This is a genomic window from Ruegeria sp. CJ6 (assembly GCF_056536665.1).
The window spans coordinates 242,494-267,007 of record NZ_JBQFQB010000001.1 but is presented as its reverse complement, the minus strand read 5'-3'; the positions used below and the strand labels follow the sequence as shown (position 1 = coordinate 267,007).

The following is a 24,514-nucleotide window of genomic DNA, read 5'->3' as shown; positions in this document are numbered from 1 at the left end:
GTCCGATAACCATTTGCGGGAAAATGCCGATCGCATCACGCTCAGTGGTTGTCGCCCTCGCCGTCCTGATCCCCTGCCGCGTCCAGATCGTCCGCTGTCATGTCCACTGGTTTTGTCGATGGCGCATGGGGTGATAGGTCGTCATCCACGGCAGAAGCATCATTGGACGGATCGGACTGACCCGTCAGCACCTCAGGGTTACGGAGCCACAGGTCACGCTGCGCAAACGGTATCTCGATGCCTTCCTCAACGAACCGGCGATTGATCTCGTGGTTCATGTCGGATTTGACAGACAGCACCCAATTCACATCCCGCAGGATTGCGCGGATTTCGAAATCCAACGAGTCTGCACCGAAGCCCTGGAACACTACGCTGGGCGCGGGATTGGCCAGAACCATCGGGTGCCCGTTTGCGATCTCGCCCAGAATAGTTTCGACCTTGCGGGTATCGGTACCATAGGCGACGCCTACAGGCACGATCACTCGGCCAATCGTATTGCCCCGGGTGTAATTCGTAACCACCCCACTGATCAGGTCCGAGTTCGGAACGATCACATCCGTCCGGTCGAACGTCTCGATCCGCGTCGACCGGACTGAGATATCGCGCACATATCCCATCATGCCGTTCACATCGATCCAGTCACCTTTGGAGATAGGACGCTCAACCAGCAGGATGATCCCTGAGACAAAGTTCGATACGATGGTCTGAAGACCGAAACCGATGCCGACCGACAAAGCACCCGCCACGATCGCAAGCGAGGACAGGTCAAAACCGGCAACCATGATGGCGATCAGTGCCGCTAGAAAAATTCCGACATATCCGGTACCCGACACGATGGCATTCTGCCCGCCGGGATCAATGCTGGTCTTCGGCAGCAGTGAATTGCGCAGCCCGCTTTGCAGCAAACGGGTCAGCGTATATCCAATGGCGAAAATGGCAACGAACGTCAGGAAGTTACTGGGTGAAATCGTAACCCCGCCAATATCGAACCCCAGCAACAATCGCGACCAAGCTTCAAGCAGATCCGTCTGCCGCGCGCCCCAGTAAAGCGCTAATATCGGCAACGCCAGAATGGCAAGCGCGAACCCGACCAGAACCGAAAACAGTGAATCGCGCGCGGCGTCGCCCTGCCCCGAAAGCCAGCCATACACTGTACCGATAAATCGCTGCACGATCACCAGAGCTGCAATCAGAACCAGCGTTTTGATGGCAGGAAATACGATAGCTTCGGCGGCGTTAATGTATCCGAAGGCCCCCAAGATTGGAGTCGCAATCCCAAGCATGAACAAGGCGCGCCGCAGGAACTCGACCAATTGGCTGAACCCTGCGCCACGGCGGGTAGCTTCTTGGTCTGTCTGTTCTTGCTGAGGCTCTGATTGGCGGACCTGACGCACACGCAGCAAAAGAAGGGCCGATACCACAACGATCGGGAAGCCAACAACGGCGCGGGTCGCGTCCGAGATATTCTCGATCTGCTCGAACAATTGCGCCAGCTCGTGCAGAATAAGCATGACCGCCAACAGGTCGATATAAACCCGCAATTCTCTGATTTTACCTGCGGACAGTCTTTGGAAGTTCTGCGCCGCTCCCATCAGATAGACCTGCCGGCCGATCCAATCAAAATAGAAGATAATCGCGGCCCAATAGGGGATTTGCTGGAACAAAAGTGTACCGCGCAGGCCCAGCACGCCAGTTAGCACGACGGCGGTGACCAACGCCAACACGCCCAACCAAGGCAAAAGAATGCGCAACAGCGAAACAATAAAGGTCCAAACCCCGCTGCCGCTACCTCCTAGCGAGCGGAGATATTCGCCGCCTTTCTCGGACCATTTGCGCCCAAACAGCAATAGAACTGCTGAAACAACCAACAGCACGAGAATGCCAAGACCGCGCTCGCGGATTTGTTCGCGCACCACATCAGAGCGCAAGTTTTCGATGGTTTCGTTAATAAGACTGTGCGTCGCCTCTTTGATGTCGACCCAGGCTGGTCCCCAATAGACGGGGTTGAGCGGCGACGGCCCGCGTTTCAGCATCTCTTTCTTTTGTCTATCCCGGACGATCCGATCAATTTCGCTGATCAGCCCATTCGCGCGACTGAAAGCCTCTTCCGAGATGATGCGGGGAACACGCAAACTGTTCAACTGGGTTTCGAGTTGCGCGCGCAGCTTGGCAATGTCTTCGGCCTCGCTTTCCCCGTCAGCCGGCTTTGGGCCAAGCGCCTTGAGTTGGCTTTCCAGCGTCTGAATACGATCGGTGTTGGCACCTCGGGCTTTGTTAAAGTCTTCGCGATACTCATTTATTTCCGAACGCAAATTCTCTAATGCTGCGTTGGATGCACGGTTCGCGCGAATAACAGATTCCGCCCGGTCCGCCGTGCTGACCCAGCCCTGATAATATTCGCTCTGCCGGTCAGTAAGTTGGGCAGAGGCAATCCCGCCCAAACCAATCAAGCAGAATAGCACCAGAACCAGACACAGGCGGACCTGTCGCAGCATCACACGTCCTCAAACACGCCAGGAATACTGCGCGGCGCATCGGTCATCCAATCGGGCACGGGAAGTTCCTTTTCACGCAGGAATTCAGGATTGAACAGTTTGGATTGATAGCGAGTGCCATAGTCACACAAAATCGTAACAATGGTGTGCCCTGGCCCCAGTTCTTTCGCCAAACGGACGGCACCGGCAATGTTGATCGCGGTTGACCCGCCCATCACCAGACCCTCTTCGCGCAGCAGATCGAAGATATAGGGCAGCGCTTCGCTATCGGTAATCTGCCAGGAATGGTCAGGTGTGAACCCTTCTAGGTTCTTGGTAATCCGCACCTGTCCGATACCTTCGGCGATAGAACCTCCCTCCATCGCGATCTCACCAGTGGTGTAGAAGGAATAGAGCCCCGCCCCCATCGGATCAGCCAAACCGATCTTGACACCCTTGGGCTGCAACGCTTCGGCCACCCCGGCCAGAGTACCACCCGATCCAACGGCACAGATGAAGCCATCGACTTTACCGCCGGTCTGCTCCCAGATTTCGGGACCAGTGGTTTCCACATGTGCCTGACGGTTGGCGACATTGTCGAACTGATTGGCCCAAATCGCGCCATTTGGTTCGGTTTGAGCCAACTGCTCGGCCAGACGGCGCGAATAGTGCACAAAGTTGTTGGGATTACGGTACGGCGCCGCAGGCACCTGCACAAGCTGAGCGCCCGCCAGGCGGAGCATATCCTTTTTCTCTTCGGATTGGGTTTCAGGAATGACGATCACCGTCTTGAACCCCATCGAGGCACCAACCAGCGCCAGACCGATGCCGGTATTCCCGGCCGTGCCCTCAACAATCGTGCCGCCGGGTTTCAGATCACCGCGCGCTATCGCATCGCGGATGATAAACAACGCAGCACGGTCTTTGACGGACTGACCCGGGTTCATGAATTCGGCCTTGCCGAGGATCTCGCATCCCGTTTCTTCGCTGACGCGACGCAGCCGGATCAAAGGTGTTTTACCGACGGCGTCGGCAAGGTCTCGTGCAATGCGCATGGCATCCTCTTGTCATATGGTATTGCAGCAGATTTACAGGTGCCCTGACGCGATCACAAGCAGCGATCACTTAGCGCGCAGTCGATCGCGGTTCCGCGCCAACCAATAAGCAAGAGTTAGAAGCGGCAGATCCTTGAAAACATGAGCATCTACCATGCTCATGAATTCATCAAACGGCAGAATTCTGCTGCGGATATCCTCACCTTCCGAAGCGAGGCCACCGCTTTCAACCGTACTAGTCAGATCCCCAAGACCGACATAGAGATAAACATATTCTGTTGACGATCCGCTGGATGAATAGGCACCACCTGCATATTCCAGTTGGTATAGTGAAATCTGCGCTTCTTCCATGGCCTCGCGGGTGGCCGCCTGCTGAGGTGTTTCGCCCGGGTCGATCATGCCAGCCACAGGCTCCCACATCCACGGCTCGGGGTCGTCGATCAAGAACACGGGCGCGCGAAATTGCTCTACCAGCAACACCGTATCGCGCACCGGATCATAAGGCAGGACGATCACTGCAGCCCCTTGCATCAACCCGCTGCGATGCAGCACCGGGCTCAGGGCGCCGTCATACTGACGATGCTGCAGTTCAATTTCATCCATCCCAAAATAGTTGACATAAGCGTGCTTGCGGTCATGAACGATCACGTCATCCGCAACGCTCCGCTCATCCCCCGTTCCACGTTGTCTTGCCGCTAATCTGGCCCAGGCGCGTGTTCTTATAGCTGGAAAGTTGCGCACGATGTCCGAGGCATCGACTCTTCCAAAATGGGCCATCACCTCGTCTGCCGCGAACACCGAAAGCGCACCCCAATCCCTGATCCAGGTTTCAAGATCCCACGGTGCGCCTTTTTTCCAAATGTCAGTATCCGGAAAGAACACCAAGGCCTGATGTTCTTTTCCATCCTCAGTCACGATTGTCTCCGGGCGCAGTTCATATTCGAAACCGCCTTCATAGAAGGCCAATCGACTACGCTCGACGTCACCTAGGCCCTGCACCAGAACGCCACTGGCCTTACTGCCCTTTTCGGTGACAATCATTGGAAAGGGTTGATCTTGAACCGCGTATACGGCGTGATCGGGCAAAACAGCCTGCATCGCCGATAAATCGTCTGCGCTGCGACCCATGACGAGTTCCAGCAAAGAGACATGGCGCAGAGTGCCATAGAAAAACAGATTGGACAAAGTTGAGGCCCCGAATTGGCAGATCAGATTTAACGCCAGCGGCGAAAGGCAATTTCGGTAAGTATCCCGCTGAGAACAGCACCAAAACCCAGCGTAAGCAGGATTTCCGGTGCCAGAAGCTGTTCACCATAGCCAATCCCGATCTGAAAGATAGCAAGCAGAGCCTCAAACGGACCACCAAACCGATGGCGCATCGCCTGACTGAACATCTCGTAGGTGCCCTGAACGAACAGCCCCCAGAACACCAGCGCCGCAACACCGGTCAAACCGTTGTTGACGGCCGCGGTCCAGCCACGGCCAGCACGTTTACCCATGACAACCCAGCCGCAGATCCAACCCAGGATTATGTTCACGTAGGTGAAATAACCATAGTCCTTACCCTCTTCCCCGTTATCGATAATCATGCCCGACACAAGGAACGCGATCACCAGCAGACACAACGCGGCGACGAGACGTGAGGCTGTAGGCATTCGATTTTTCCGTTCTTCAACTGGGTTTGGCTATCGTGATCTGTGTCACATCACAATTACCGGTGTCAAAGGCTGCGCCACATGCGGTCAAATAATAATTCCACATGCGGCGAAAACGCTCATCAAACCCCATCTCCGATATCTGATCCCACTTGGCATTGAATGTCTCGTACCAGCGTCGCAGGGTCAGATCGTAGCTTTTGCCAAACTCTTTTGAGCGTACAACGGTCAACCCCGCCTGATCGATCTGATCTCTAAGGATTGACGGTGCGGGCAGCATCCCACCGGGAAAGATGTATTTCTGAATGAAATCAACGCCGTTCTTGTAAATGTCCCAGCGATGATCCGCGACCGTGATGATCTGCAAAGTGGCATGGGCGCCAGGCTTCAACCGATCACGGACCGTGTTGAAATATGCGGGCCAGTATTTCTGACCGACTGCCTCGAACATCTCGATCGAGGCAATTCCATCATATTGACCCTGCTCATCGCGGTAGTCCTGTAGCTTGAACTCCACGAGATCAGAAAGTCCCGCTTTTTCAATTCGCTCTCTAGCAAACTTCAACTGCTCTTGGCTAATGGTCAGCCCGGTGACGCGCAACCCACGCTCTTTCGCGGCATATTCGGCGAACCCACCCCAGCCGCACCCGATCTCAAGGATATGATCCCCCGGTTTGGCCCCCATTTCATCCACCAGGCTGGCGTATTTCGCAGTTTGCGCCTTTTCGAGGCTTTCCTGACCCGTTTCAAATATGGCACTGGAATAGGTCATCGTGTCATCCAGCCACAGGCCATAGAAGTCATTGCCGAGATCATAGTGATACGAGATGTTCTTTTTCGCCTGCGACCGGTTGTTACGATGCAACCAGAACCGCAGTCTTTCATAGGCTCGCACTAGAAACTGTCCGGTAAAATCATCGTAGACCGTCTCAGTTCCCAGATGCACGAGGTCCATGAAACTGCGTAGGTCCGGTGTGCTCCAATCGCCTTCAAGGTAGCCGTCCGAGAAGCCCAGCTCTCCCTCGCGCACCAGCCGGGAAAAGACGTCCGGGTCGTGGATGTCCACATGTGCCACGGGGCCTGGTTGTGGCGCATCCGCGCGGAAAATGCGTCCGTCGGGCAGCGCGATGTCAAGTCGGCCGCGCTCCATCCTCTTCAGCATCTTGAAGACTTGTGTAAAATATCTCGGCAGGTTTTCCTGCCCTTCGGTGCTCGTCAGGAACATCCGCTCTCCCCTCTGCGGTTGCGGGTCAAAGCTAGGACGGGATTCGGTTTCTGGCAAGTTTTCAGTTCCTTACTGGTCTTTTCTGGCACTATACGCGCCCAACGCACGGGCGCGGCCTTCCTTCAGCCCCACCACCGGTGCGGGATACATCTGGTCACGAGAAAGCCCCCATGATCGCGGCACGGCATCAAAATAGGCCAGCGCGGTGGATGGCGGCTCGGATTGGCCCTCGGCAATCCAGCGACGCACATAACCTGAGTTTGGATCAAACCGCTCGCGCTGTGTGTCGGGATTGAAGATACGGAAATACGGTGCGGCATCAGGGCCGGAGCCGGCCACCCATTGCCATCCCATCGCATTTGCAGCTGGGTCCCAGTCGATCAGGCAATCCCCGAACCAGTCTGCGCCGATTTTCCAATGCGTCATCAGATGCTTTGTCAGATAACTCGCGACAATCATCCGAGCCCGATTGTGCATGCGCCCGGTGACATACATTTGTCTTAGACCGGCATCGACAAGCGGAATTCCGGTTCTTGCCTGGCGCCACGCGCGCACTTCGGGCGTGTCGGGATCAGTATTCCAAGGGAATGCGTCCCATTCAGGCTTCCAATTGGCACTCAGAAGATGCGGCCAGTGGTACATTAAGTGATAGGCGAACTCACGCCACACAAGCTGACGCAGATAGCCTTCACCACCATGCGCCCCGGTTTGGTCGGCGATTTGCACCCGATGCCAGATTGTACGCGGCCCGATCTCGCCCAGTGCAAGGTATTCTGAAAGATCAGAGGTTCCAGATTGATCCAGTTGATCCCGCTGTTCGCGATACTGATCAATACGTTCCAGAAACGCATCCAAATGGTCCAGCGCCGCATTTTCACCCGGGTGGACAAACGGGCGGACCACTGCGGCCCCGCGCTGCATATCCCGATCCAGACGCCAATCAGGCAATTGATCGGACGCAGGCCAGGTTTTCGGCGTCATAAGCCGCGTGGGCGCGGGCTCGGGCAAAGAGACTTCGCGCCCCTGCACTGATCGCCACATCGGAGTGAAGACCCGAAACGGCTGGCCGGTTTTGGTGGCGATCGTCCAAGGCTCAAACAGAAGTTGGCCAGCAAAAGACTGTGCCTGGATACCCTGTTCGGTCAAAGCAGCCTTGATCTGGGTATCCCTGTTGATCGCCTCTGGATCATAAGCCCGCGTCCAGAATACGGAGCCTGCCCCAGTTTCTCTGACCAGTTCACAAAGAACATCCAGTGCTTGACCCTGGCGCAGTATCAACTTGCTGCCAAGCTGCTCAAGCCTGCTGGCAAAAGCGTCAAGGCCCAGACCAAGGCGCCATTTCGGCGCGGCACCCAAAGTCTGAACCTGATGATCGAGAACAAATACGGGCACGATGGGTCGACCTGATTGCACCGCCGCGCTCAGCGCCGGATGATCTCCTAACCGAAGATCGCGCCTGAACCACAAAATGATCGGAGAATGATCAAAATCCATGTCCGCCCCATGTTTTCTTCGAACTACGAAGCGCCGCAGAAACTGGATCACAAAACGCGGTCAAGCGCCTCCAAAAGCTGATCAATTTCCTGTCGACTGGTGTAGTGCGTAAAGCTAAGACGCAAGACCCCTTGGTCTGCATCGACACCCATCGCCTGCAGAGGGCGATGAGCATAGAAATCACCGCCACCTGCCATGATACCGTGTTTCGAAAGCTCGGCAGCAACAGGCTCGGCCTTCTTATTCAGACTTAACGCTACCGTCGGTGCGCGCCGACTGGCATCAGACGGTCCGATCAGGCGCAGAGCGTTCCGGTCTTTGACCGCGTCCAGCAGAGGTTGCAACAGAGCGACCTCGTGTTCCCGCATCAGATCATGCACAAAGGACCCCCTTGCCGAAGCTCCTGCTTCCGGTCCGCCATGATGGGAACAAAGCAGGTCCACATAGTCCGCCATGCCTGCACTGGCCGCGATCTGAGCATGGTCAGGCCCGGCTGGTGTGAACCGCTTAAAAAGAGTGTCGCCGTTGAAATAATGCGCTTGGTTGGGCAGCAATTCACCCAGAGCTCGTCGAATAACCATGCAACCCTGATGCGGGCCATAGGTTTTGTAGGCGGAAAACAGATAGATATCTGGGCCCAGATCACCGACATTGGGGAACCCGTGCGGTGCGTAAGAGACCCCGTCGACACAGGCAAAAGCACCCGCAGCATGGGCGATCGCGGTGATTTCGGTGACCGGGTTGATTTCCCCAACGACATTCGAGCAATGCGGAAAGCACACCAGCCGCACTTTCTCGTCCAGCAAATTCTCCAAATCTTGCGGGTTCAAAGACCCACTCTCCGGATCAATCTTCCATTCCCGAATTTCGATCCCCTCATCGGCCAATCGCCGCCAGGGCCCCGAGTTTGCTTCGTGGTCCTGATTGGTCACGACAATCGCTTCGCCCGGCTGCATCCACTGCCGGAATGCCTGAGCCAGTACATAGGCGTTCTGCGTCGTCGAAGGGCCAAAGCTCAGCTCATCTGTTTCCACCCCCAATATCGCGGCAAGTCGCGCTCGTGCTTCGTCCATTTCCGCGCCACCCGCACGGCTCGCCTCATAGGGCGCGTAGGGCTGAACCTTTCGCTGGGTGTAGAACCGGCTCAACCGATCAAGCACAGGTTTGCAGGTATAGGATCCACCTGCATTCTCAAAAAAGGCCTGTCCCTGAAGGCTGGGTTCCGAAAAGGCCGGGAACTGTGCCCGAACGAATTCAATATCAAGAGCGCCCATCGCATCTCTCTCCCTTATCATGCACTACAGTCCGGGTCGTTGCCCGCGCAAAGTCCGGACATCCCCGAAAACAAGGCAGGTCTTCCAGCCCAGCCGCAGGTCCTTGGAACGGGTAAGGATCGGCGGCAGCCCCCATGATGGCCCCATCACCACCAGCAGACCCGGCCAGATAGCCAGAGGTAGAAGGTTGGGTCAAGTGATTGCGTTAATGGTATTTTTTGCCGCCACGCAATGCGTGCACTGACGAAGTCATTGGCCCACGCGGGGCTTAGTTTCTTTTAGGTAGGAAAATGCCGGGCAGAGATGCCCGGCTCAGTGTTGCTCAAATCAGCATTAGCCCTGAACTTTGGTATAAGTCCCCTCACCCGCCAGGATGCCGCGGAACCCGCCGGGTTCATCCAGACCGAAAACGATCAGTGGCAGATTGTTGTCGCGCGCCAATGCAATGGCCGATGCGTCCATCACGCGCAGCCGCTTGGCCAAAACATCGTCATAGGAAACCTGATCATAGCGCACTGCATCCGAGTGTACCTTGGGGTCTTTGTCATAAACGCCATCCACACCGTTCTTGCCCATGAAGATCGCCTGACACGCCATTTCGTTAGCGCGCAGAGTCGCAGCGGTATCGGTGGTGAAATAGGGGTTCCCGGTTCCTGCGGCAAAGATGCAAACCCGCTTTTTCTCAAGGTGACGAACAGCACGGCGGCGAATGTAGGGCTCGCACACCTCATCCATCCGAATGGCCGAAATTACACGTGTAAAGACCCCTACCCCCTCCAGCGCGGATTGCATCGCCAGCGCGTTCATGACAGTCGCCAGCATACCCATGTAGTCGGCTGTCGTACGCTCCATCCCCTGCGCAGATCCAGACAGACCACGGAAGATATTGCCACCCCCGATGACCATGCAAATCTCAACACCAAGATCATGAACCGATTTGACCTCTTGCGCGATGCGCTGAACGGTGGGCGGATGCAGTCCGAATCCCTGATCTCCCATCAGCGCCTCGCCGGAAATCTTCAACATGACACGGTCATATGTTGTTTTTGGGGTCTCGGTGGTCTCGACGGAAGGGGAAAGGCTCATGTTGCGCTCCGGGCTGGCACGGGGTTATTTTCCGGCGCAAAATGAAGCAAAACCTCCGCAGGTTCAATGCGGATAGTCAGGAACGGGGCAACCAGTCATGGCCGACAACTCTGAGAACCGGCTTTTGGCGCAATTGCCGTCGATCCCCGATGACAAACCTGTATTGATCGCCGGGCCCACTGCCTCGGGTAAATCGGCGCTGGCGCTGTTGATCGCCGAGCGTTTCGGAGGCGTGATTGTCAACGCCGATGCCAGTCAAATCTATGACTGCTGGCGTATTATCTCGGCCCGACCCTCGCCCGAGGATGAGGCCCGCGCACAGCACCGTTTGTATGGGCATGTTGCCTATGACCAGACCTATTCGACTGGTCATTGGCTGCGAGAGGTCACGCCGATGCTGTCGCAACGCCCTCGTCCGATAATCGTCGGAGGGACCGGTCTGTATTTCACAGCTCTGACCGAGGGGATGGCCGATATCCCTGCAACCCCGCCGGAAATCCGGGAACACGCGGATAAGTTGCCGTTGCAAGAACTGATCGCGGGTTTGGACGGTCTGACCCTGCAGAGGATCGACACCCAAAACCGCGCGCGTGTTCAGCGCGCCTGGGAGGTTCAGAGCGCAACCGGGCGATCCCTTTCGGATTGGCAGGCTGACACCCCCGCCCCGATACTGCATATTCAAAACACGGTGCCGATTGTTTTCGACGCCAGAAAAGACTGGCTGCTGGATCGCATAAACCGACGGTTCGACCTGATGTTGGACCAAGGAGCTATAGTGGAAGTGGAGGCCATGCGCGATCGCTTTGACCCCTCTTTTCCCTCCTGTAAAGCGATCGGCGTTCCGGAGCTAATGGGCTACCTGGACGGCCGCATGACACTGGATGAGGCGCGCGAAAAAGCGACGATCGCGACACGGCAGTTTGCCAAACGCCAACGCACATGGTTCCGTGCGCGCATGAAGCTCTGGCATCACCTTGACGCTGCGTGTTGAAGGCTGCAGTCGCCGGAGACGATAAAGCCTAATATAACAACGTCTTAATCAGCACCATGGTGAGAGATAGATATATATCCATCTACCCGTCACAACGTGTCTCGTTTCCTTTCACATTGAAACTTTCCGAACCTCACTTTCTGCTCGGATGTCGTTTTTGTACCATCTATGACGATTTCCAACATTGACGCAGGGAAAAAACTGGTGCCGAATGCGGCTATGGGGATGTTGATAAATCGTAAATCCAAGCCCGTGGCCCTACCAACCGAGACCAAACGGTCCCTGTAGTGCCCGGCTCTATCAATCAGAAACACGAAATCTAAAAAAATTATGTGTCACAGGGAGACATCTATGGAAAACCAGACAATCAACGGAAAGCCGATGCATTGGGCGGCAGAGATGCACGCCAAGGAATATCGTGAGGGCAATCTGAGCCGTCGTGAATTTCTGGCCCGTGTAACCGCGCTGGGCGTTGCTGTACCGACGGCATATGGCATGATTGGCCTGCAGTCACCGGCAGCCGCTGCCGAACCTCAGCGTGGCGGCACCATCCGCTATCAAATGGAAGTGCGCGCACTGAAAGACCCGCGCACATATGACTGGACGCAGATCGCAACCTTCACGGCTGGCTGGCTGGAATATCTTGTCGAATACAATAATGACGGCTCGTTCAAACCCATGCTGCTGGAAAGCTGGGAAGCCAATGATGACGCCACTGAATACACGCTGAACGTCCGCAAAGGTGTGAAGTGGAACAATGGTGACGATTTCACTGCCGAAGACGTAGCTCGCAATATCGAAGGTTGGTGCGACGGGTCTCTGGAAGGGAACTCGATGGCCTCGCGCATGGCCTCACTGATGGATGAGAGCACTCAGAAAGCCGCAGATGGCGCCATCACCGTTGTCGACTCGCATACAGTCAAGCTGAAGTGCAACGCGCCGGATATCACGATCATCCCCGGCATGGCAGATTATCCGGGTGCAATCGTACACAGCAGCTTTGATGCAAATGATATGCTGTCCAACCCAGTTGGTACGGGTTTCATGATGCCCGAAAGCCATGAGGTCGGCGTGAAGGGCGTACTGGTCCGCAACGAAGGCTTTGACTGGTGGGGCTACGAAGCTGGTAAAGGCGGCTATATCGACCGGATCGAATTCATCGATTATGGCACTGACCCTGCTGCTTTCCTGGCCGCCTATGAGGCCGAAGAGATCGATATGAACTGGGAATCGGTTGGCGAGTTTGTCGACATCTTTGACAGTATTGGCCTTGTCCGCTCGGAAATCCCATCGGGCTTTACCATTGTCATTCGCCCCAACCAGCTGGCTGAAGACGCCGACGGCAACAAAATCTATGGCGACAAGAGGGTCCGTCAGGCCCTTGCCATGGCAGTCGACAACGCCGTCTGCCTTGAACTTGGCATGTCCGGCTACGGCATCACTGCCGACAACTGTCATGTCGGCCCGATGCACCCCGAGTACGACTCGGCTGTGACGCGTATCCCTTACGATCCGGCAGGCGCAAAGGCGCTGATGGACGAAGCGGGTATGGGCGATTTCGAACACGAAGTACAGTCGATCGACGATGACTGGCGTCGCAATACCACGGCTGCGGTAGTGGCTCAGTTGAACGATGCGGGCATCAAGGCAAAGCACACGGTTCTGCCTGGTTCGACATTCTGGAACGACTGGACCAAGTATCCGTATTCCTCGACCAACTGGAACCACCGCCCGCTGGGCACGCAGGTTCTGGCACTGGCGTATAAGTCGGGTGTCGCTTGGAACGAATCTGGTTTTGCCAACGAAGAGTTCGACAAGCTGCTGGCCGAGGCGAACTCGATCGCGGATGTCGATATGCGCCGCGAGGTGATGGCGAAACTGCAGGCGATCATGATCGACGAAGGCGTGGTCATCCAGCCCTATTGGCGGACCGCGATGCGTCACCACCGCGATAATATGGTCGGTGTCGAAAAGCACATTGCGGACCTGCCGCAGCTTTATAAGTTCGGCCTGACTTCCTAAGCCGAAACCTACAAGGGCCGCGCCGAACTGGCGCGGCCCTTCGTCCTCAATACGGCGACCAGAACAATAGCAACGCGTGGGGCGAAATGCCTGTCACGCCAGCCGATCAACAGGGGCTAACATGGGACTTTTTATTCTAAGGCGTGTGGGGATTATGCTGCTGACAGCATTGTGCCTGACATTCCTGGTCTTCTTCCTTACCAATCTCTACCCGAACCTGGAAAAGCTTGCGAAGACGCAGGGCAATTTCAGGATGTCTGATGAACAGGTCGAGAGCTATCTGGAGAAAAACGGCTACCTCCAGTCCACGCCGATCAAATACGGTGAATGGCTCGGTGTCCTGCCCTCGTTCCGACACACGAATGAGGACGGAACCGTTCAGGGTAGATGTATCCTGCCAGGCAAAACAGCCGAGGAATCTCCGAATTTCTGCGGTATCCTGCAGGGGTACTGGGGATATTCAACTGTCTTCAAGGAAGAGGTCTCTACCGTTGTTGGCAACCGGCTGGCACTGACCGGACGGCTGATGTTCTGGGTGATGCTGCTGATGGTCCCTTCGGCACTTATTCTGGGCATCCTGGCCGGGATGAAGGAAGGTTCGGCCACTGACCGGACGCTTTCAACCTTTGCCATCACGACGACGGCGACCCCAGAATACGTCTCGGGCGTTATCTTCATAGCGATCTTCACATCCTCCGCCGTCGGACTCAAATGGTTCAAAGGCACCGCCACTCAGGCGATGGAGAACCCGACATTTGAGAATTTCTTCTTACCAGTGTTGACCATCGCGCTTTACGGGATGGGCTATATCGCCCGGATGACCCGCGCCTCAATGACCGAGGTGATGACGGCGCAATACATCAGGACGGCGCGTCTGAAAGGCGTGTCATTCCCGAACATCGTCATGAAACACGCGCTGCGCAACGCGCTTATCGCGCCCTTTACAGTCATCATGCTGCAGTTCCCATGGCTGCTGAATGGTGTCGTGATCGTCGAGACCCTGTTCAACTACAAGGGCTTTGGCTGGGCGCTTGTACAGGCAGCGGGCAACAATGACATCCAGCTGCTGCTGGCGATCTCGGTCGTGTCGGTCTTTGTGGTGCTGGTGACGCAGCTGATCTCGGATATCGGCTATGTCTACCTCAACCCGCGCATCCGCATTTCGTAAGGAGGGATAGATCATGGAACCACTTACCTGGACCGGCTCTATCGCCTTCCTGAACCCGCTGTTGATGCTTGCGTTGGGACTGATGCTTTTGTCCATCGTTGTCTGGATGCTGGCAAGTATCGTGCTGCCCGAAGATCAGATGATTGTGAATGCCGATGGGACGCTCAGTTCGAGCTCTGGCCTGAGAATCCTGATACAATCGGCGCTGCGCTATAGCTTTTTGGCAAGTGTGGGAATCGCGGTGGCGTACATTGTCCTTGGCATCCTGATGGGGACCAGTGCTGGCATCATCGGCGCTATCTCTCAGCAGTTTCTGCCCGTCTGGCTGTCGCTGATCATCCTTTATGCGATGTCGATTGCGTTCAAGCGCAAGCTGGGCCTATATGGCAAGCTGTTCGACAGCCCCATTGGTATGATCGGCTTTGGCCTTGTGATGTTCTGGGTGTTCACCGGCATATTTGGCGCACTCGATCTGATCGTAACCCACGATCCCCTGTCGCAGGTCTCGGGTATGAAGAACAAAGTGCCGGGCACCCCGCTTCCCAATCTGGAGGACGGTCAATACGCTTGGTATTTGCTGGGTGGAGATAACCTCGCGCGCGACGTCTTTAGCCGTATGGTTAAAGGTGCCTGGATCGTCGTGCAGATCGCGCCGCTGGCGACGATGTTTGCCTTCATGGTCGGTATCACTCTGGGTTTACCCGCAGGCTACTATGGCGGGCGTCTGGATACGCTCCTGTCATTCCTCGCGAACCTGATCCTGGCTTTTCCCGTTATCTTGCTGTTCTACCTTTTGGTCACGCCCGAGATCGTAGCGACCGGCGTGCCGAACTATATGGCGGCGATCCTATTCGTGTTCCCGATCATCTTCCTCGGCGTTCTGCTGAATTCGCGTTTCTATACGCGTCCCAGTTTTCGAACGCCTTTGTTGATCGGCGTTCTGGGTGTTGCGCTCTGGCTCTACCTGTCGCTGATTTCGACCGGTGGCTACATCATCAACACCGACAGCTACCGCATCTGGGGTCTGCCGACCTACCTTGATCTGTTCGATATTCCAGGCGGTATTCTGGTGGTGTTCGTCTCGGTGGTCTTCGTGAACTCTCCGACCGTGTTCCGCATCGTACGCGGACTGGCGCTGGACATCAAAACTCGCGACTATGTGGCTGCGGCCCAAACGCGCGGCGAGGGTCCATGGTACATCATGCTGTGGGAAATCCTGCCCAACGCGCGTGGCCCGCTGATCGTCGATTTCTGCCTGCGCATCGGCTACACGACCATCCTGCTTGGAACCTTGGGTTTCTTTGGGCTGGGGCTGCCACCGGAAAGCCCGGACTGGGGCTCGACGATCAACGAGGGGCGCAAGCTTCTGTCGATCTATCTACATCCCGCACTGCCGCCCGCGCTGGCATTGCTGTCGCTGGTTCTTGGCTTGAACCTGCTGGCGGATGGTCTGCGCGAAGAAAGTCTGAAGGACTGATTGTGATCGAGGCCGGGGGCTCTGCCCCCGGACCCCCGAGATATTTTTAGCCAGATGAAGGGGAACCCCCGGACTCTCGCGAGGAGTAATAAGATGAACAAACTGGCGGATTATGACGGGCCAATCCTGGAGATCGACAAGCTTTCGATTTCCTTCTTTACCCGCCTTCGTGAGATCCCTGCCGTGATGGATTTCTCGGTCAGTGTGCAACCCGGCGAAGCCGTCGGTTTGGTGGGTGAATCAGGTTGTGGGAAATCTACCGTGGCGCTGGGTGTCATGCAGGATTTGGGCAAGAATGGCCGCATCGTCGGTGGCTCGATCAAGTTCAAAGGGCGTGATCTGGGTGAAATGACCACCGAAGAGCTGCGCGACATACGTGGCAATGAAATCGCGATGATCTATCAGGAGCCGATGGCCTCGCTGAATCCGGCGATGAAGATCGGCAAACAGCTGATGGAAGTGCCAATGATTCATGAGGGCGTTGGTGCCGAAGAGGCCTATGCTCGTGCGTTGGAAGTGGTCACCGATGTACGCCTGCCCGACCCTGAGCGGATGCTGAACTCGTTCCCGCATCAGCTGTCAGGCGGTCAGCAGCAGCGGATCGTGATTGCGATGGCGCTGATGTCGAAACCTGCCTTGTTGATCTTGGATGAGCCAACAACCGCTCTGGACGTGACGGTCGAGGCCGCCGTGGTCGAGTTGGTCAAGGATCTGGGCAAGAAATACGGCACCTCGATGCTGTTCATTTCGCACAATCTGGGTCTGGTGCTGGAAACCTGCGACCGGCTGTGTGTGATGTATTCAGGTGAGGCCGTCGAGCGTGGCTCGATCAAGGATGTATTCGACGAAATGCAGCACCCGTATACGCAGGCGCTGTTCCGCTCGATCCCGCTGCCGGGGGCAGATAAGAACTCGCGCCCGCTGGTTGCCATCCCGGGGAACTTTCCCCTGCCCCATGAGCGCCCCCCAGGCTGTAATTTTGGCCCGCGCTGTGACTATTTCGAAGAAGGTCGCTGTGACGCAAAAGACATTCTGATGGAGGCGGTGCCGGGCAATGACCGCCATCATACGCGGTGTCTGAAATTCCAGGAAATCGACTGGAACGCACCGATCACAGTAGGTGAGCAGAAAGAGAAAGGCGAGATTGGCCGGACTGTTCTGAAAATGGATAACCTCAAGAAATACTATGAGGTGGCTGCGAATGCATTGTTCGGCGGTGGTGAAACCAAAGTGGTCAAGGCCAATGAGACGCTAAGCTTTGAAGCGCATGAATCCGAGACGCTTGCCATTGTCGGCGAATCCGGTTGCGGCAAATCCACTTTTGCGAAGGTCTTGATGGGGCTGGAAACAGCCACCGACGGGCAGATCCTGCTGGACAATCGCAATATCGAGGACGTGCCCATCGAAGAACGCGACGCCAAGACCGTTGGCGAAGTGCAGATGGTGTTTCAGAACCCGTTCGACACGCTGAACCCGTCGATGACCGTAGGCCGTCAAATCATCCGGGCGCTGGAAATCTTTGGCGTCGGTGACTCCGAGGCCGATCGCAAGAAGCGGATGCTGGAACTGCTGGATCTCGTGAAATTGCCCCGCGCCTTCGCGGACAGGATGCCACGCCAGCTATCAGGCGGTCAGAAGCAGCGCGTCGGTATCGCCCGCGCCTTTGCCGGTGATGCACGGATCGTGGTTGCGGATGAACCGGTTTCGGCGCTGGACGTATCCGTACAAGCTGCCGTTACGGACCTGTTGATGGAGATTCAGCGCGAGCACAAAACCACGCTGCTGTTCATCAGTCACGACCTTTCAATCGTACGCTATCTCAGTGACCGTGTGATGGTGATGTATCTGGGGCATGTGGTTGAACTGGGCACCACCGATCAGGTCTTTAGCCCACCCTATCATCCCTACACTGAGGCATTGCTAAGTGCGGTTCCAATCGCGGACACATCGATCGAAAAACAGCACATCGTGCTTGAGGGCGATATCCCCTCGGCCATGAACCCGCCGCCGGGTTGCCCATTCCAAACACGCTGTCGCTGGAAATCAGAAGTGCCGGATGGGCGATGCGAATCCCATGTGCCCCCGGTGCAAACACTTGCGGATGGTCATCAGGTGAAATGTCACCTTGCCGAAGACATTCTGGCCAAAATGGAGCCGGTTATCAAAATTGCGGCCGAATAGATCCGCGCAAACGAAAGAGAAGGGCCGGTCAAAACCGGCCCTTTCAATTTGCGTCACGTTTAGTGGGGAGACAGGCGACGCAGGTCGTGGGTGAGTGGCAGTTTCTGATCGTAATCAGCCCGTCATCACGTTGTTGCCGAAGTGCATGAACTCCTGATTCATACCCGCCACATCTCCGGCTTCCAGTTTTAGACTGGCGCTGTCGAGCATCTTGTAACTCTGCTGGCTTTTGACCCAATCGTCTGCGGCCTGCAGCGTCGTAAGCGTGTATGACGTAACCTCATTGAGGTAGTGCGTCGGGATGATGATCTTGGGCTTGAGCTTGGCGACAATATCGTTGCCCTGATCGAAGCTAAGGATGTGTTCCGATCCGTCGACGGGCAAAGTCAGCACGTCTACCTGTCCTATAGCATCCCAGAACTCCTGAGGCGGATTGTGGCGGTTGTCGCCCCAGATCAAGGTGCGAATGCCTCCGGTTTCGACAAGGTAGACCACCATGTCCATATGTCCGACGTTGTTGGGCGGACAAGCTTCCGCGCCAAACTCGGCCAAGGCGTTGGTCCATTCGTACCAACCCGGCGCAACGCAGGCATGTTTGTCAGCAAAACCTGTGATCTTAAGATCAGCAAATTCAAAATTGCCCGCCATCCTGTCTAAAACCATTGTGGAACTTGGCCGCTCGATAGCGTCATGGTCAAAATGAGCATGAGTGGACATAGTGATATCAACTGGGATCTGCGGGAACTCGTTGCGGAACCACAGGCCCCATGCGCCGGAGGGATCATCGCGCCAAGGATCAAACAAAACGGTCGCTCCGTTTGGAGAGGTAATTTTAATCGCGCAGTGACCGTAATAATCGATTCCAACCGCTCCCGTGCTTGCCTGACCAGTCGAGCCCTGTAGATCGATTACATGGTTATTGTTGCCAGGCTGCAGCCAGGCCTGCGATTGCGCCTCGGCCGGTTTGCTACCCAACAGTGAGGCCCCTGCACCGACGCCGGCGGCCCCGGCAGCCATAAAGAACGATCGACGCGACAGACCACTTGCCAATGTGTCGCGTTCTCCGTTTAGAATTGTGGGTTTCAGATCTTTGCGATCCATTTTTTTTATCCTCCCGAGTTGAAAAGGCACGGCTTGGTCCGCACCCTTGCGACCAGCCTAGCGCGCGTGGCACAGGTTGCTCAGATCAGAAAAATCGGGGGGGAATATGGGGGAAATCCCCATATTCAGAAATCACGAAATCGACAAAAGATGGCTTCGCAAGTTCTGATCACGGCCTTCGAGGCCAAGTTTTCGACGAATATTGTTACGATGAAAATCAATTGTAGAAGTTTCGCGCGACATCGCCCGGGCGATATCTTTCGTGGTTTTGCCCGACATGACCAGCTGAGCAATTTCGATCTCAGTCGGCGTCATGACCGAAAACGCATCCGAAAGCTTGTCGGAAATCATTGAAGTAATCTCTTGCAGATTACGCTCGGCCAGTTCCAGATAAACTTGCGAGGCGTCGCCTTCAGTCAATAGCCCGCGCAACTTGTCCAGATAAGGCAACACCATCGTGCGAACCTGATCTACGATATCCTGATCCCGGTCTTTCCGATCGTCGTCCAAACTGGTCAACAGCACCCGTAGCGCCGTGTTTGTTTCCTGCAGCTCCCGCGTCCTCGCCGCGACGCGGTGCTCCAGTTGCGCCAGAGTTTCATTCAACTTCACTTCCAGCGCTCGGCGCAGGTAAACCTCTTGGATCAAAGCCAAATCCGATTCAACCATGCGCGCAAACTGTGCCAAACCTTCACGAAACAACAAGGCTCGGCGATTGCGGTGACGGTCCAAGACGCAGATTGTTCCGAATACCGAACCATCCGGCCACTTCAGCGGAAAACCGATATAGAAGGACATGCCATGCTCCATGTCCTCATTGTCGCTCCAGGCCGGGTCACATGTTGCGTCCTCGACAACAAATTCGCCGTCGCGTTCCAGAACGCCCTGACAATAGAGCTTGGGGTTCAGTCGAAAATTCATGCCGACCGGGTATGGGTTTTCTGGATGATCCGATGTGATCAGAACCGCATGATCCGGCGCTTCGGTCTTCATGATCAAAGTGGCGGGCACATCGGCCAGCTGCGAAACAAGGTCGACCAAACGCTGCCAGTTCGCCATTGTTTCGGGTGGTATGTTGGGTCGATCTTGGATCATCGTAATTCGCACAAGTCCGAAAGGTTATCCAATCAGACTAGGACAGCGTTTGGCGGTAGATCAAGAAACAGACACGCTGCGGCGCAGCTAGCCCCCCCAGATCACTTTTACGTAGTTCTGGGTTTCCTTGTAGGGTGGAATTCCGCCGTGCTTTTCAACTGCTTTGGGCCCTGCATTGTAAGCTGCCAGTGCAAGGCGCCAGGACTTGAACTTACGGTATTGCCAGGAAAGATAACGCGCACCACCCTCCAGATTCTGGATCGGATCGTGCGGATTGACGCCCAGCAGCCGCGCGGTCTGGGGCATCAGTTGCGCAAGACCTAAGGCCCCTTTGTGGGATTTGGCATTCGGGTTCCACCCGCTTTCTTGTTGAACAAGTCGCAGGAAAAGTTCTTCCGGCACGTTATGTTGCCGCGCTGCTTTTCTGGCATGATCCAGATACTGGCCCCGATAGTTACCAGTGTAACGCTTGACGAATTTCCCACGCTCGGTCTTGGGTTTAAGCCGTTCAGAGCCGCGATATTGCGTAGCGGCCCGATTATCCAAAACCTTGGATTGCTTGAGGAATATCGCCTTGCGATTCTTGGTGGACAGCGTTTCTGCCTGCGTCGCGAACGACGTCAGACAAAGACCCAATACCGAGATACCGCCGACCAGAAAACGCATTAATGCCAATCCTGCACCCTCAACAACCAATCAGATTATAGTTAAATCAGCCGGAAATGAAAGCTTGGTTAAGACAGTCCTAATGTTTTCCTGCTCAGCGTTGCACGATCAATCATGTTTCAACCAAGTCGTAGCCCGTATAGGGTCAGCACCAGAATACAGCGCCAGATTCGGGCGCCATCCAGTCAGAGTAAAACGAGGGAATATATGGCGGGTTCAGTCAACAAGGTCATTCTGATCGGCAATCTCGGTGCCGACCCCGAGGTGCGGTCGTTCCAGAACGGTGGTAAGGTGTGCAACCTGCGCATCGCAACGTCAGAGACATGGAAAGACCGCAACACTGGTGAGCGTCGGGATCGAACCCAATGGCACACAGTCGCCATCTTTTCGGAACCTCTGGTTCGCGTTGCCGAGCAGTATTTGCGTAAAGGCAGCAAAGTCTATGTCGAGGGCCAGTTAGAGACCCGCAAGTGGCAGGATCAGTCGGGGCAGGATCGCTATTCGACTGAGGTTGTCCTGCGCCCTTACCGCAGCGAGCTGACTATGCTGGATGCCCGCGGTGAAGGCGGTGGCGGCGGTGGTGGCTATGGCGGTGGTCAGGCCGGAGGAGGCTATGGTGATCCCTATGGCGGCCAGTCCAGCGCCCCTGCCCCTGCATCCGGCGGCATCGATGACGACGAGATTCCGTTCTAAACCAAACGGAGAAACAACATGGCATGGTCCTTCTCACTTGGCCGATTGCTCGGCTCGGAACTGAGGGTCCATGTCACCTTCTTCCTGCTGCTCGCCTGGGTTGGTTTTGCAGCGTATTCCAGCGGCGGTTGGCCCGCTGCGCTCAACAACATCCTGTTCGTTCTGGCTTTGTTTGCCTGTGTCGTCGCGCATGAATTCGGTCACGCGCTCATGGCAAGGCGATACGGGATTCGCACCCCTGATATCACTTTGCTGCCAATCGGTGGACTGGCACGTCTTGAGCGGATGCCAGAAAAACCGATGCAGGAGGTTTGGGTCGCCTTAGCAGGCCCGGCCGTAAACGTCGTCATCTGGGCCATCCTCGTGGTTTTAGGCGCGGGGATACAACTTGGATCGCTGGCCCAGATCGACTCGGCAGGCACAAACCTACTGAGCCGTCTGGCCTATGTGAATCTGCTGCTGGCGGCCTTCAACATGATCCCGGCATTTCCGATGGACGGCGGGCGTGTATTCCGCGCCTTGCTATGTATGAAGATGGAACGTGCCAAGGCCACGCGGATCGCCGCCCTTGGCGGTCAGATCGTAGCGGTCGGGCTTGGTTTTCTGGGGCTGACCTCTGGCAACCCGATACTGGTTCTGATCGCCGTCTTTGTCTTCATTGCCGCGAATTCCGAAAACCAGGACGTTGCGCTACGTTCGGTTGCGCGGCGTGTTAAGGCCCGGGATGCGATGATCACCGAGTTCAAGGCGTTGTCGCCCGATGATACGTTGGCGACGGCGGCTCAAGCGGTCATTCATACGACCCAGCACGAGTTTCCCGTCTTGGCCGAGGATGGCAGCCTTTTGGGTTTTGTCACTCGTGACCGACTGTTCGCAGCGTTAGCAAGCGACCATCCCCGATCCGAGCCTGCAGCGTCGATTATGGATAAGAACATACCACAAGTCGCGCTCACCAGCGGTTTGGACCAAGTTCTGAATGGCCTGCATAAAGGTGCACCCGCAATTGCTGTTTGTACCAAATCGGGACACATGGTTGGCTATATCACCCGCGAAAACATCGGCGAGCTGATGGTAATCCAGGGGCGCTGAATCTCAGCAGGCGGCCAGCGCATCATCAAGCACCGAGACCACTGTCTCGCGCGGCACTTCTGAAGTGACGAAGGCCTGTCCGATGCCTCGTGCCATAATGAAACGCAACTGGCCATCCATGACCTTTTTGTCCTGCGCCATCAGATCGACCAGCGTTTCTGCATCCGGCAATTCACCCGGAATATCGGCCAGATCAGTCTTCATGCCCATGGCGCGCAAATGCGCCCTGACACGGCTTGGATCTTCTTGCGGGCAAAGCCCCAACCGAGAAGAAGTTTCAAACGCCAGCGCACAGCCGATGGCGACACCTTCACCGTGCAGCAATCGATCAGAATAATCGGTTGCAGCCTCAAGCGCGTGGCAGAAAGTATGACCCAGATTGAGCAGCGCCCGGTCGCCCTGCTCGGTCTCGTCGCGTGCCACGATATCGGCCTTCATCTGAACCGAGCGTGTGACGGCCTGCACGCGCGCCGCCATGTCGCCGGATGCTAACAGAGGCCCGTTGTCTTCAAGCCACTCAAAGAACTGGGCATCGCCCAACAGTCCATATTTGACGACTTCGCCGTATCCGGCGAGAAAGTCCCGCGCCTGTAACGTGCCCAGCACGTCCGTGTCGGCCAACACCAGTGACGGCTGGTGAAACGCTCCAATCAGGTTCTTGCCCTGTGGCGCATTGATCCCGGTCTTGCCCCCAACCGAGCTGTCGACCTGTGCCAGCAGCGAAGTCGGTATCTGAACAAAGCGTACCCCGCGCCGCATCACTGCTGCAGCAAATCCCACCAGATCACCGATCACACCCCCACCTAGCGCAACGACGATGTCGTTCCGTTCGACCTTCTCCGCCAGCAACCATTCTACCGCTCGCTCAAAATGCGGCCAGCTTTTGGTGGCCTCACCCGCTGGCAGTGCCAGAGCATTCATCCCGATCCCGGCTGAGGCCAGGCCTTCACGCAGTGCATCCAGATGCAGGCCCGCGACAGTCTCATCCGTCAGAACCGCGACACGCTTACGCTTTATCAGTGGAGCAATCCGTTCCCCAGATTGCGCCAAAAGGCCGGGACCGATCTCAACATCATATGAACGCTCGGCCAGATCAACATGTACGGTTTGATGCATTAAATTCGTTCCAAAATATCAGGGCGCGTCACCAATGCAGCGATCACCCGATCCACCATATCTTCGATTGCGGTTTCGCCATCTGAGTCAGCCACCAGATCGGCCTGTTCATAGATCGGCACGCGCGCCTCGTACAAACCGCGCAACGTTGCATACGGGTCTGCCGTACGCAGCAATGGGCGCGTGTCTTTATGTTTGACGCGATTCCACAACACGTTCAGATCGGCCCGCAACCACACAGATGCACCGCGATCTGAGATCATTTTTCGATTGCCTTCTGCCAGAAACGCGCCGCCCCCAGTCGACAGGATGCCTTTTTCCTCGTCCAGAAGCCGCCCGATGATCTGACTTTCCTTGCTGCGAAAGAACCCCTCACCATCGCGGGCAAAGATCTCGGGGATGGTCATGTTGGCGGCCGATTCGATCTCGGAATCGCTATCGAGAAAGGGAACGCCTAGCCGAGCCGCCAGAGCCCGGCCCACCGCAGTCTTTCCAGCCCCCATCATTCCGACCAAAACGACGGTTTTGTGCAGTTGAAACTGCGCCGCTGTGTCGGAACGCACCGTGTTATGCTTAATTTCGCTCATTTCGTCGTGAATGACGTGATCTTAAGAAAAATGCTAGTTATAACTTGGGCAAAAGCAAAAATTGA

At 56.0% G+C, this 24,514-nt stretch carries 21 protein-coding genes; 7 read left to right on the top strand and 14 right to left on the bottom strand.

What is annotated here, in order from left to right; translation table 11 throughout:
• Positions 1-41: 41 nt before the first annotated feature.
• The 9 genes from ACR0BT_RS01310 to pyrH all read right to left on the bottom strand — a co-directional run bounded on the left by ACR0BT_RS01310 (position 42) and on the right by pyrH (position 10,263).
• Positions 42-2,495, bottom strand: a complete 2,454-nt coding sequence (locus ACR0BT_RS01310) for a DUF3772 domain-containing protein (RefSeq protein ID WP_480561642.1) — start codon at positions 2,493-2,495, stop codon at positions 42-44.
• Positions 2,495-3,529 carry a cysteine synthase A gene (locus ACR0BT_RS01305; RefSeq protein ID WP_170393289.1) on the bottom strand — a complete coding sequence of 345 codons (1,035 nt, stop codon included), beginning with the start codon at positions 3,527-3,529 and terminating at the stop codon, positions 2,495-2,497. Before ACR0BT_RS01305 ends, ACR0BT_RS01310 begins: the two co-directional genes overlap by 1 nt.
• 66 nt (positions 3,530-3,595) lie before the next feature.
• On the bottom strand, positions 3,596-4,714 hold the full coding sequence (locus ACR0BT_RS01300) for an NUDIX domain-containing protein (protein ID WP_480762375.1): 1,119 nt from the start codon (positions 4,712-4,714) through the stop codon (positions 3,596-3,598).
• 29 nt (positions 4,715-4,743) lie between these two features.
• The gene (locus tag ACR0BT_RS01295) at positions 4,744-5,184 is read right to left on the bottom strand and encodes a TrgA family protein (RefSeq protein WP_170405320.1); all 441 of its coding nucleotides are present in this window, start codon (positions 5,182-5,184) and stop codon (positions 4,744-4,746) included.
• A gap of 16 nt (positions 5,185-5,200) precedes the next feature.
• The gene (locus ACR0BT_RS01290) at positions 5,201-6,409 is read right to left on the bottom strand and encodes an SAM-dependent methyltransferase (RefSeq protein WP_170393292.1); all 1,209 of its coding nucleotides are present in this window, start codon (positions 6,407-6,409) and stop codon (positions 5,201-5,203) included.
• Positions 6,410-6,478: 69 nt separating this feature from the next.
• Positions 6,479-7,903 carry a cryptochrome/photolyase family protein gene (locus ACR0BT_RS01285; RefSeq protein ID WP_480762374.1) on the bottom strand — a complete coding sequence of 475 codons (1,425 nt, stop codon included), beginning with the start codon at positions 7,901-7,903 and terminating at the stop codon, positions 6,479-6,481.
• Positions 7,904-7,950: 47 nt separating this feature from the next.
• Positions 7,951-9,177: an aminotransferase class V-fold PLP-dependent enzyme gene (locus ACR0BT_RS01280; RefSeq protein WP_480762372.1), complete on the bottom strand. Its 1,227-nt coding sequence runs from the start codon at positions 9,175-9,177 to the stop codon at positions 7,951-7,953.
• Positions 9,164-9,373 (bottom strand): hypothetical protein, encoded by a 210-nt coding sequence (locus ACR0BT_RS01275; protein WP_480762371.1) that lies wholly within the window; start codon positions 9,371-9,373, stop codon positions 9,164-9,166. Before ACR0BT_RS01275 ends, ACR0BT_RS01280 begins: the two co-directional genes overlap by 14 nt.
• A gap of 137 nt (positions 9,374-9,510) precedes the next feature.
• Positions 9,511-10,263 carry a UMP kinase gene (gene pyrH, locus ACR0BT_RS01270; protein WP_170405311.1) on the bottom strand — a complete coding sequence of 251 codons (753 nt, stop codon included), beginning with the start codon at positions 10,261-10,263 and terminating at the stop codon, positions 9,511-9,513.
• A gap of 97 nt (positions 10,264-10,360) precedes the next feature.
• Here pyrH and miaA point away from each other — a divergent pair, with 97 nt between their 5' ends.
• The 5 genes from miaA to ACR0BT_RS01245 all read left to right on the top strand — a co-directional run bounded on the left by miaA (position 10,361) and on the right by ACR0BT_RS01245 (position 18,102).
• A complete protein-coding gene (gene miaA, locus ACR0BT_RS01265) occupies positions 10,361-11,254 on the top strand; it encodes a tRNA (adenosine(37)-N6)-dimethylallyltransferase MiaA (protein WP_480762370.1) in 894 nt (297 codons plus the stop codon).
• Positions 11,255-11,605: 351 nt separating this feature from the next.
• Positions 11,606-13,276, top strand: a complete 1,671-nt coding sequence (locus ACR0BT_RS01260; RefSeq protein WP_170393298.1) for an ABC transporter substrate-binding protein — start codon at positions 11,606-11,608, stop codon at positions 13,274-13,276.
• Between the two features lie 121 nt (positions 13,277-13,397).
• Positions 13,398-14,444, top strand: coding sequence for an ABC transporter permease (locus ACR0BT_RS01255; RefSeq protein WP_170393299.1), 1,047 nt, complete (start codon positions 13,398-13,400; stop codon positions 14,442-14,444).
• A 13-nt stretch (positions 14,445-14,457) separates the two neighbouring features.
• Positions 14,458-15,921: an ABC transporter permease subunit gene (locus tag ACR0BT_RS01250; protein ID WP_170393300.1), complete on the top strand. Its 1,464-nt coding sequence runs from the start codon at positions 14,458-14,460 to the stop codon at positions 15,919-15,921.
• Between the two features lie 93 nt (positions 15,922-16,014).
• Positions 16,015-18,102, top strand: coding sequence for a dipeptide ABC transporter ATP-binding protein (locus ACR0BT_RS01245; RefSeq protein ID WP_170393301.1), 2,088 nt, complete (start codon positions 16,015-16,017; stop codon positions 18,100-18,102).
• Between the two features lie 114 nt (positions 18,103-18,216).
• Here the strand turns inward: ACR0BT_RS01245 and ACR0BT_RS01240 are convergent, their stop codons facing one another.
• The 3 genes from ACR0BT_RS01240 to ACR0BT_RS01230 all read right to left on the bottom strand — a co-directional run bounded on the left by ACR0BT_RS01240 (position 18,217) and on the right by ACR0BT_RS01230 (position 20,964).
• A complete protein-coding gene (locus ACR0BT_RS01240) occupies positions 18,217-19,203 on the bottom strand; it encodes an MBL fold metallo-hydrolase (protein WP_170393302.1) in 987 nt (328 codons plus the stop codon).
• 132 nt (positions 19,204-19,335) lie between these two features.
• On the bottom strand, positions 19,336-20,298 hold the full coding sequence (locus tag ACR0BT_RS01235) for a LuxR C-terminal-related transcriptional regulator (protein WP_170405297.1): 963 nt from the start codon (positions 20,296-20,298) through the stop codon (positions 19,336-19,338).
• 87 nt (positions 20,299-20,385) lie between these two features.
• A complete protein-coding gene (locus ACR0BT_RS01230; protein WP_170405293.1) occupies positions 20,386-20,964 on the bottom strand; it encodes a lytic transglycosylase domain-containing protein in 579 nt (192 codons plus the stop codon).
• A gap of 207 nt (positions 20,965-21,171) precedes the next feature.
• Between ACR0BT_RS01230 and ssb the strand changes: the two genes are divergently transcribed.
• Both ssb and ACR0BT_RS01220 read left to right on the top strand, forming a co-directional pair.
• Positions 21,172-21,657, top strand: coding sequence for a single-stranded DNA-binding protein (gene ssb / locus ACR0BT_RS01225; protein WP_170393305.1), 486 nt, complete (start codon positions 21,172-21,174; stop codon positions 21,655-21,657).
• A gap of 18 nt (positions 21,658-21,675) precedes the next feature.
• Positions 21,676-22,746: a site-2 protease family protein gene (locus tag ACR0BT_RS01220; protein WP_170595835.1), complete on the top strand. Its 1,071-nt coding sequence runs from the start codon at positions 21,676-21,678 to the stop codon at positions 22,744-22,746.
• Between the two features lie 3 nt (positions 22,747-22,749).
• Here ACR0BT_RS01220 and aroB read toward each other — a convergent pair whose 3' ends face one another.
• On the bottom strand, positions 22,750-23,862 hold the full coding sequence (gene aroB / locus ACR0BT_RS01215; RefSeq protein ID WP_170817674.1) for a 3-dehydroquinate synthase: 1,113 nt from the start codon (positions 23,860-23,862) through the stop codon (positions 22,750-22,752).
• Positions 23,862-24,449: a shikimate kinase gene (locus ACR0BT_RS01210; RefSeq protein WP_480762368.1), complete on the bottom strand. Its 588-nt coding sequence runs from the start codon at positions 24,447-24,449 to the stop codon at positions 23,862-23,864. Before ACR0BT_RS01210 ends, aroB begins: the two co-directional genes overlap by 1 nt.
• Between the last annotated feature and the right edge of the window lie 65 nt (positions 24,450-24,514).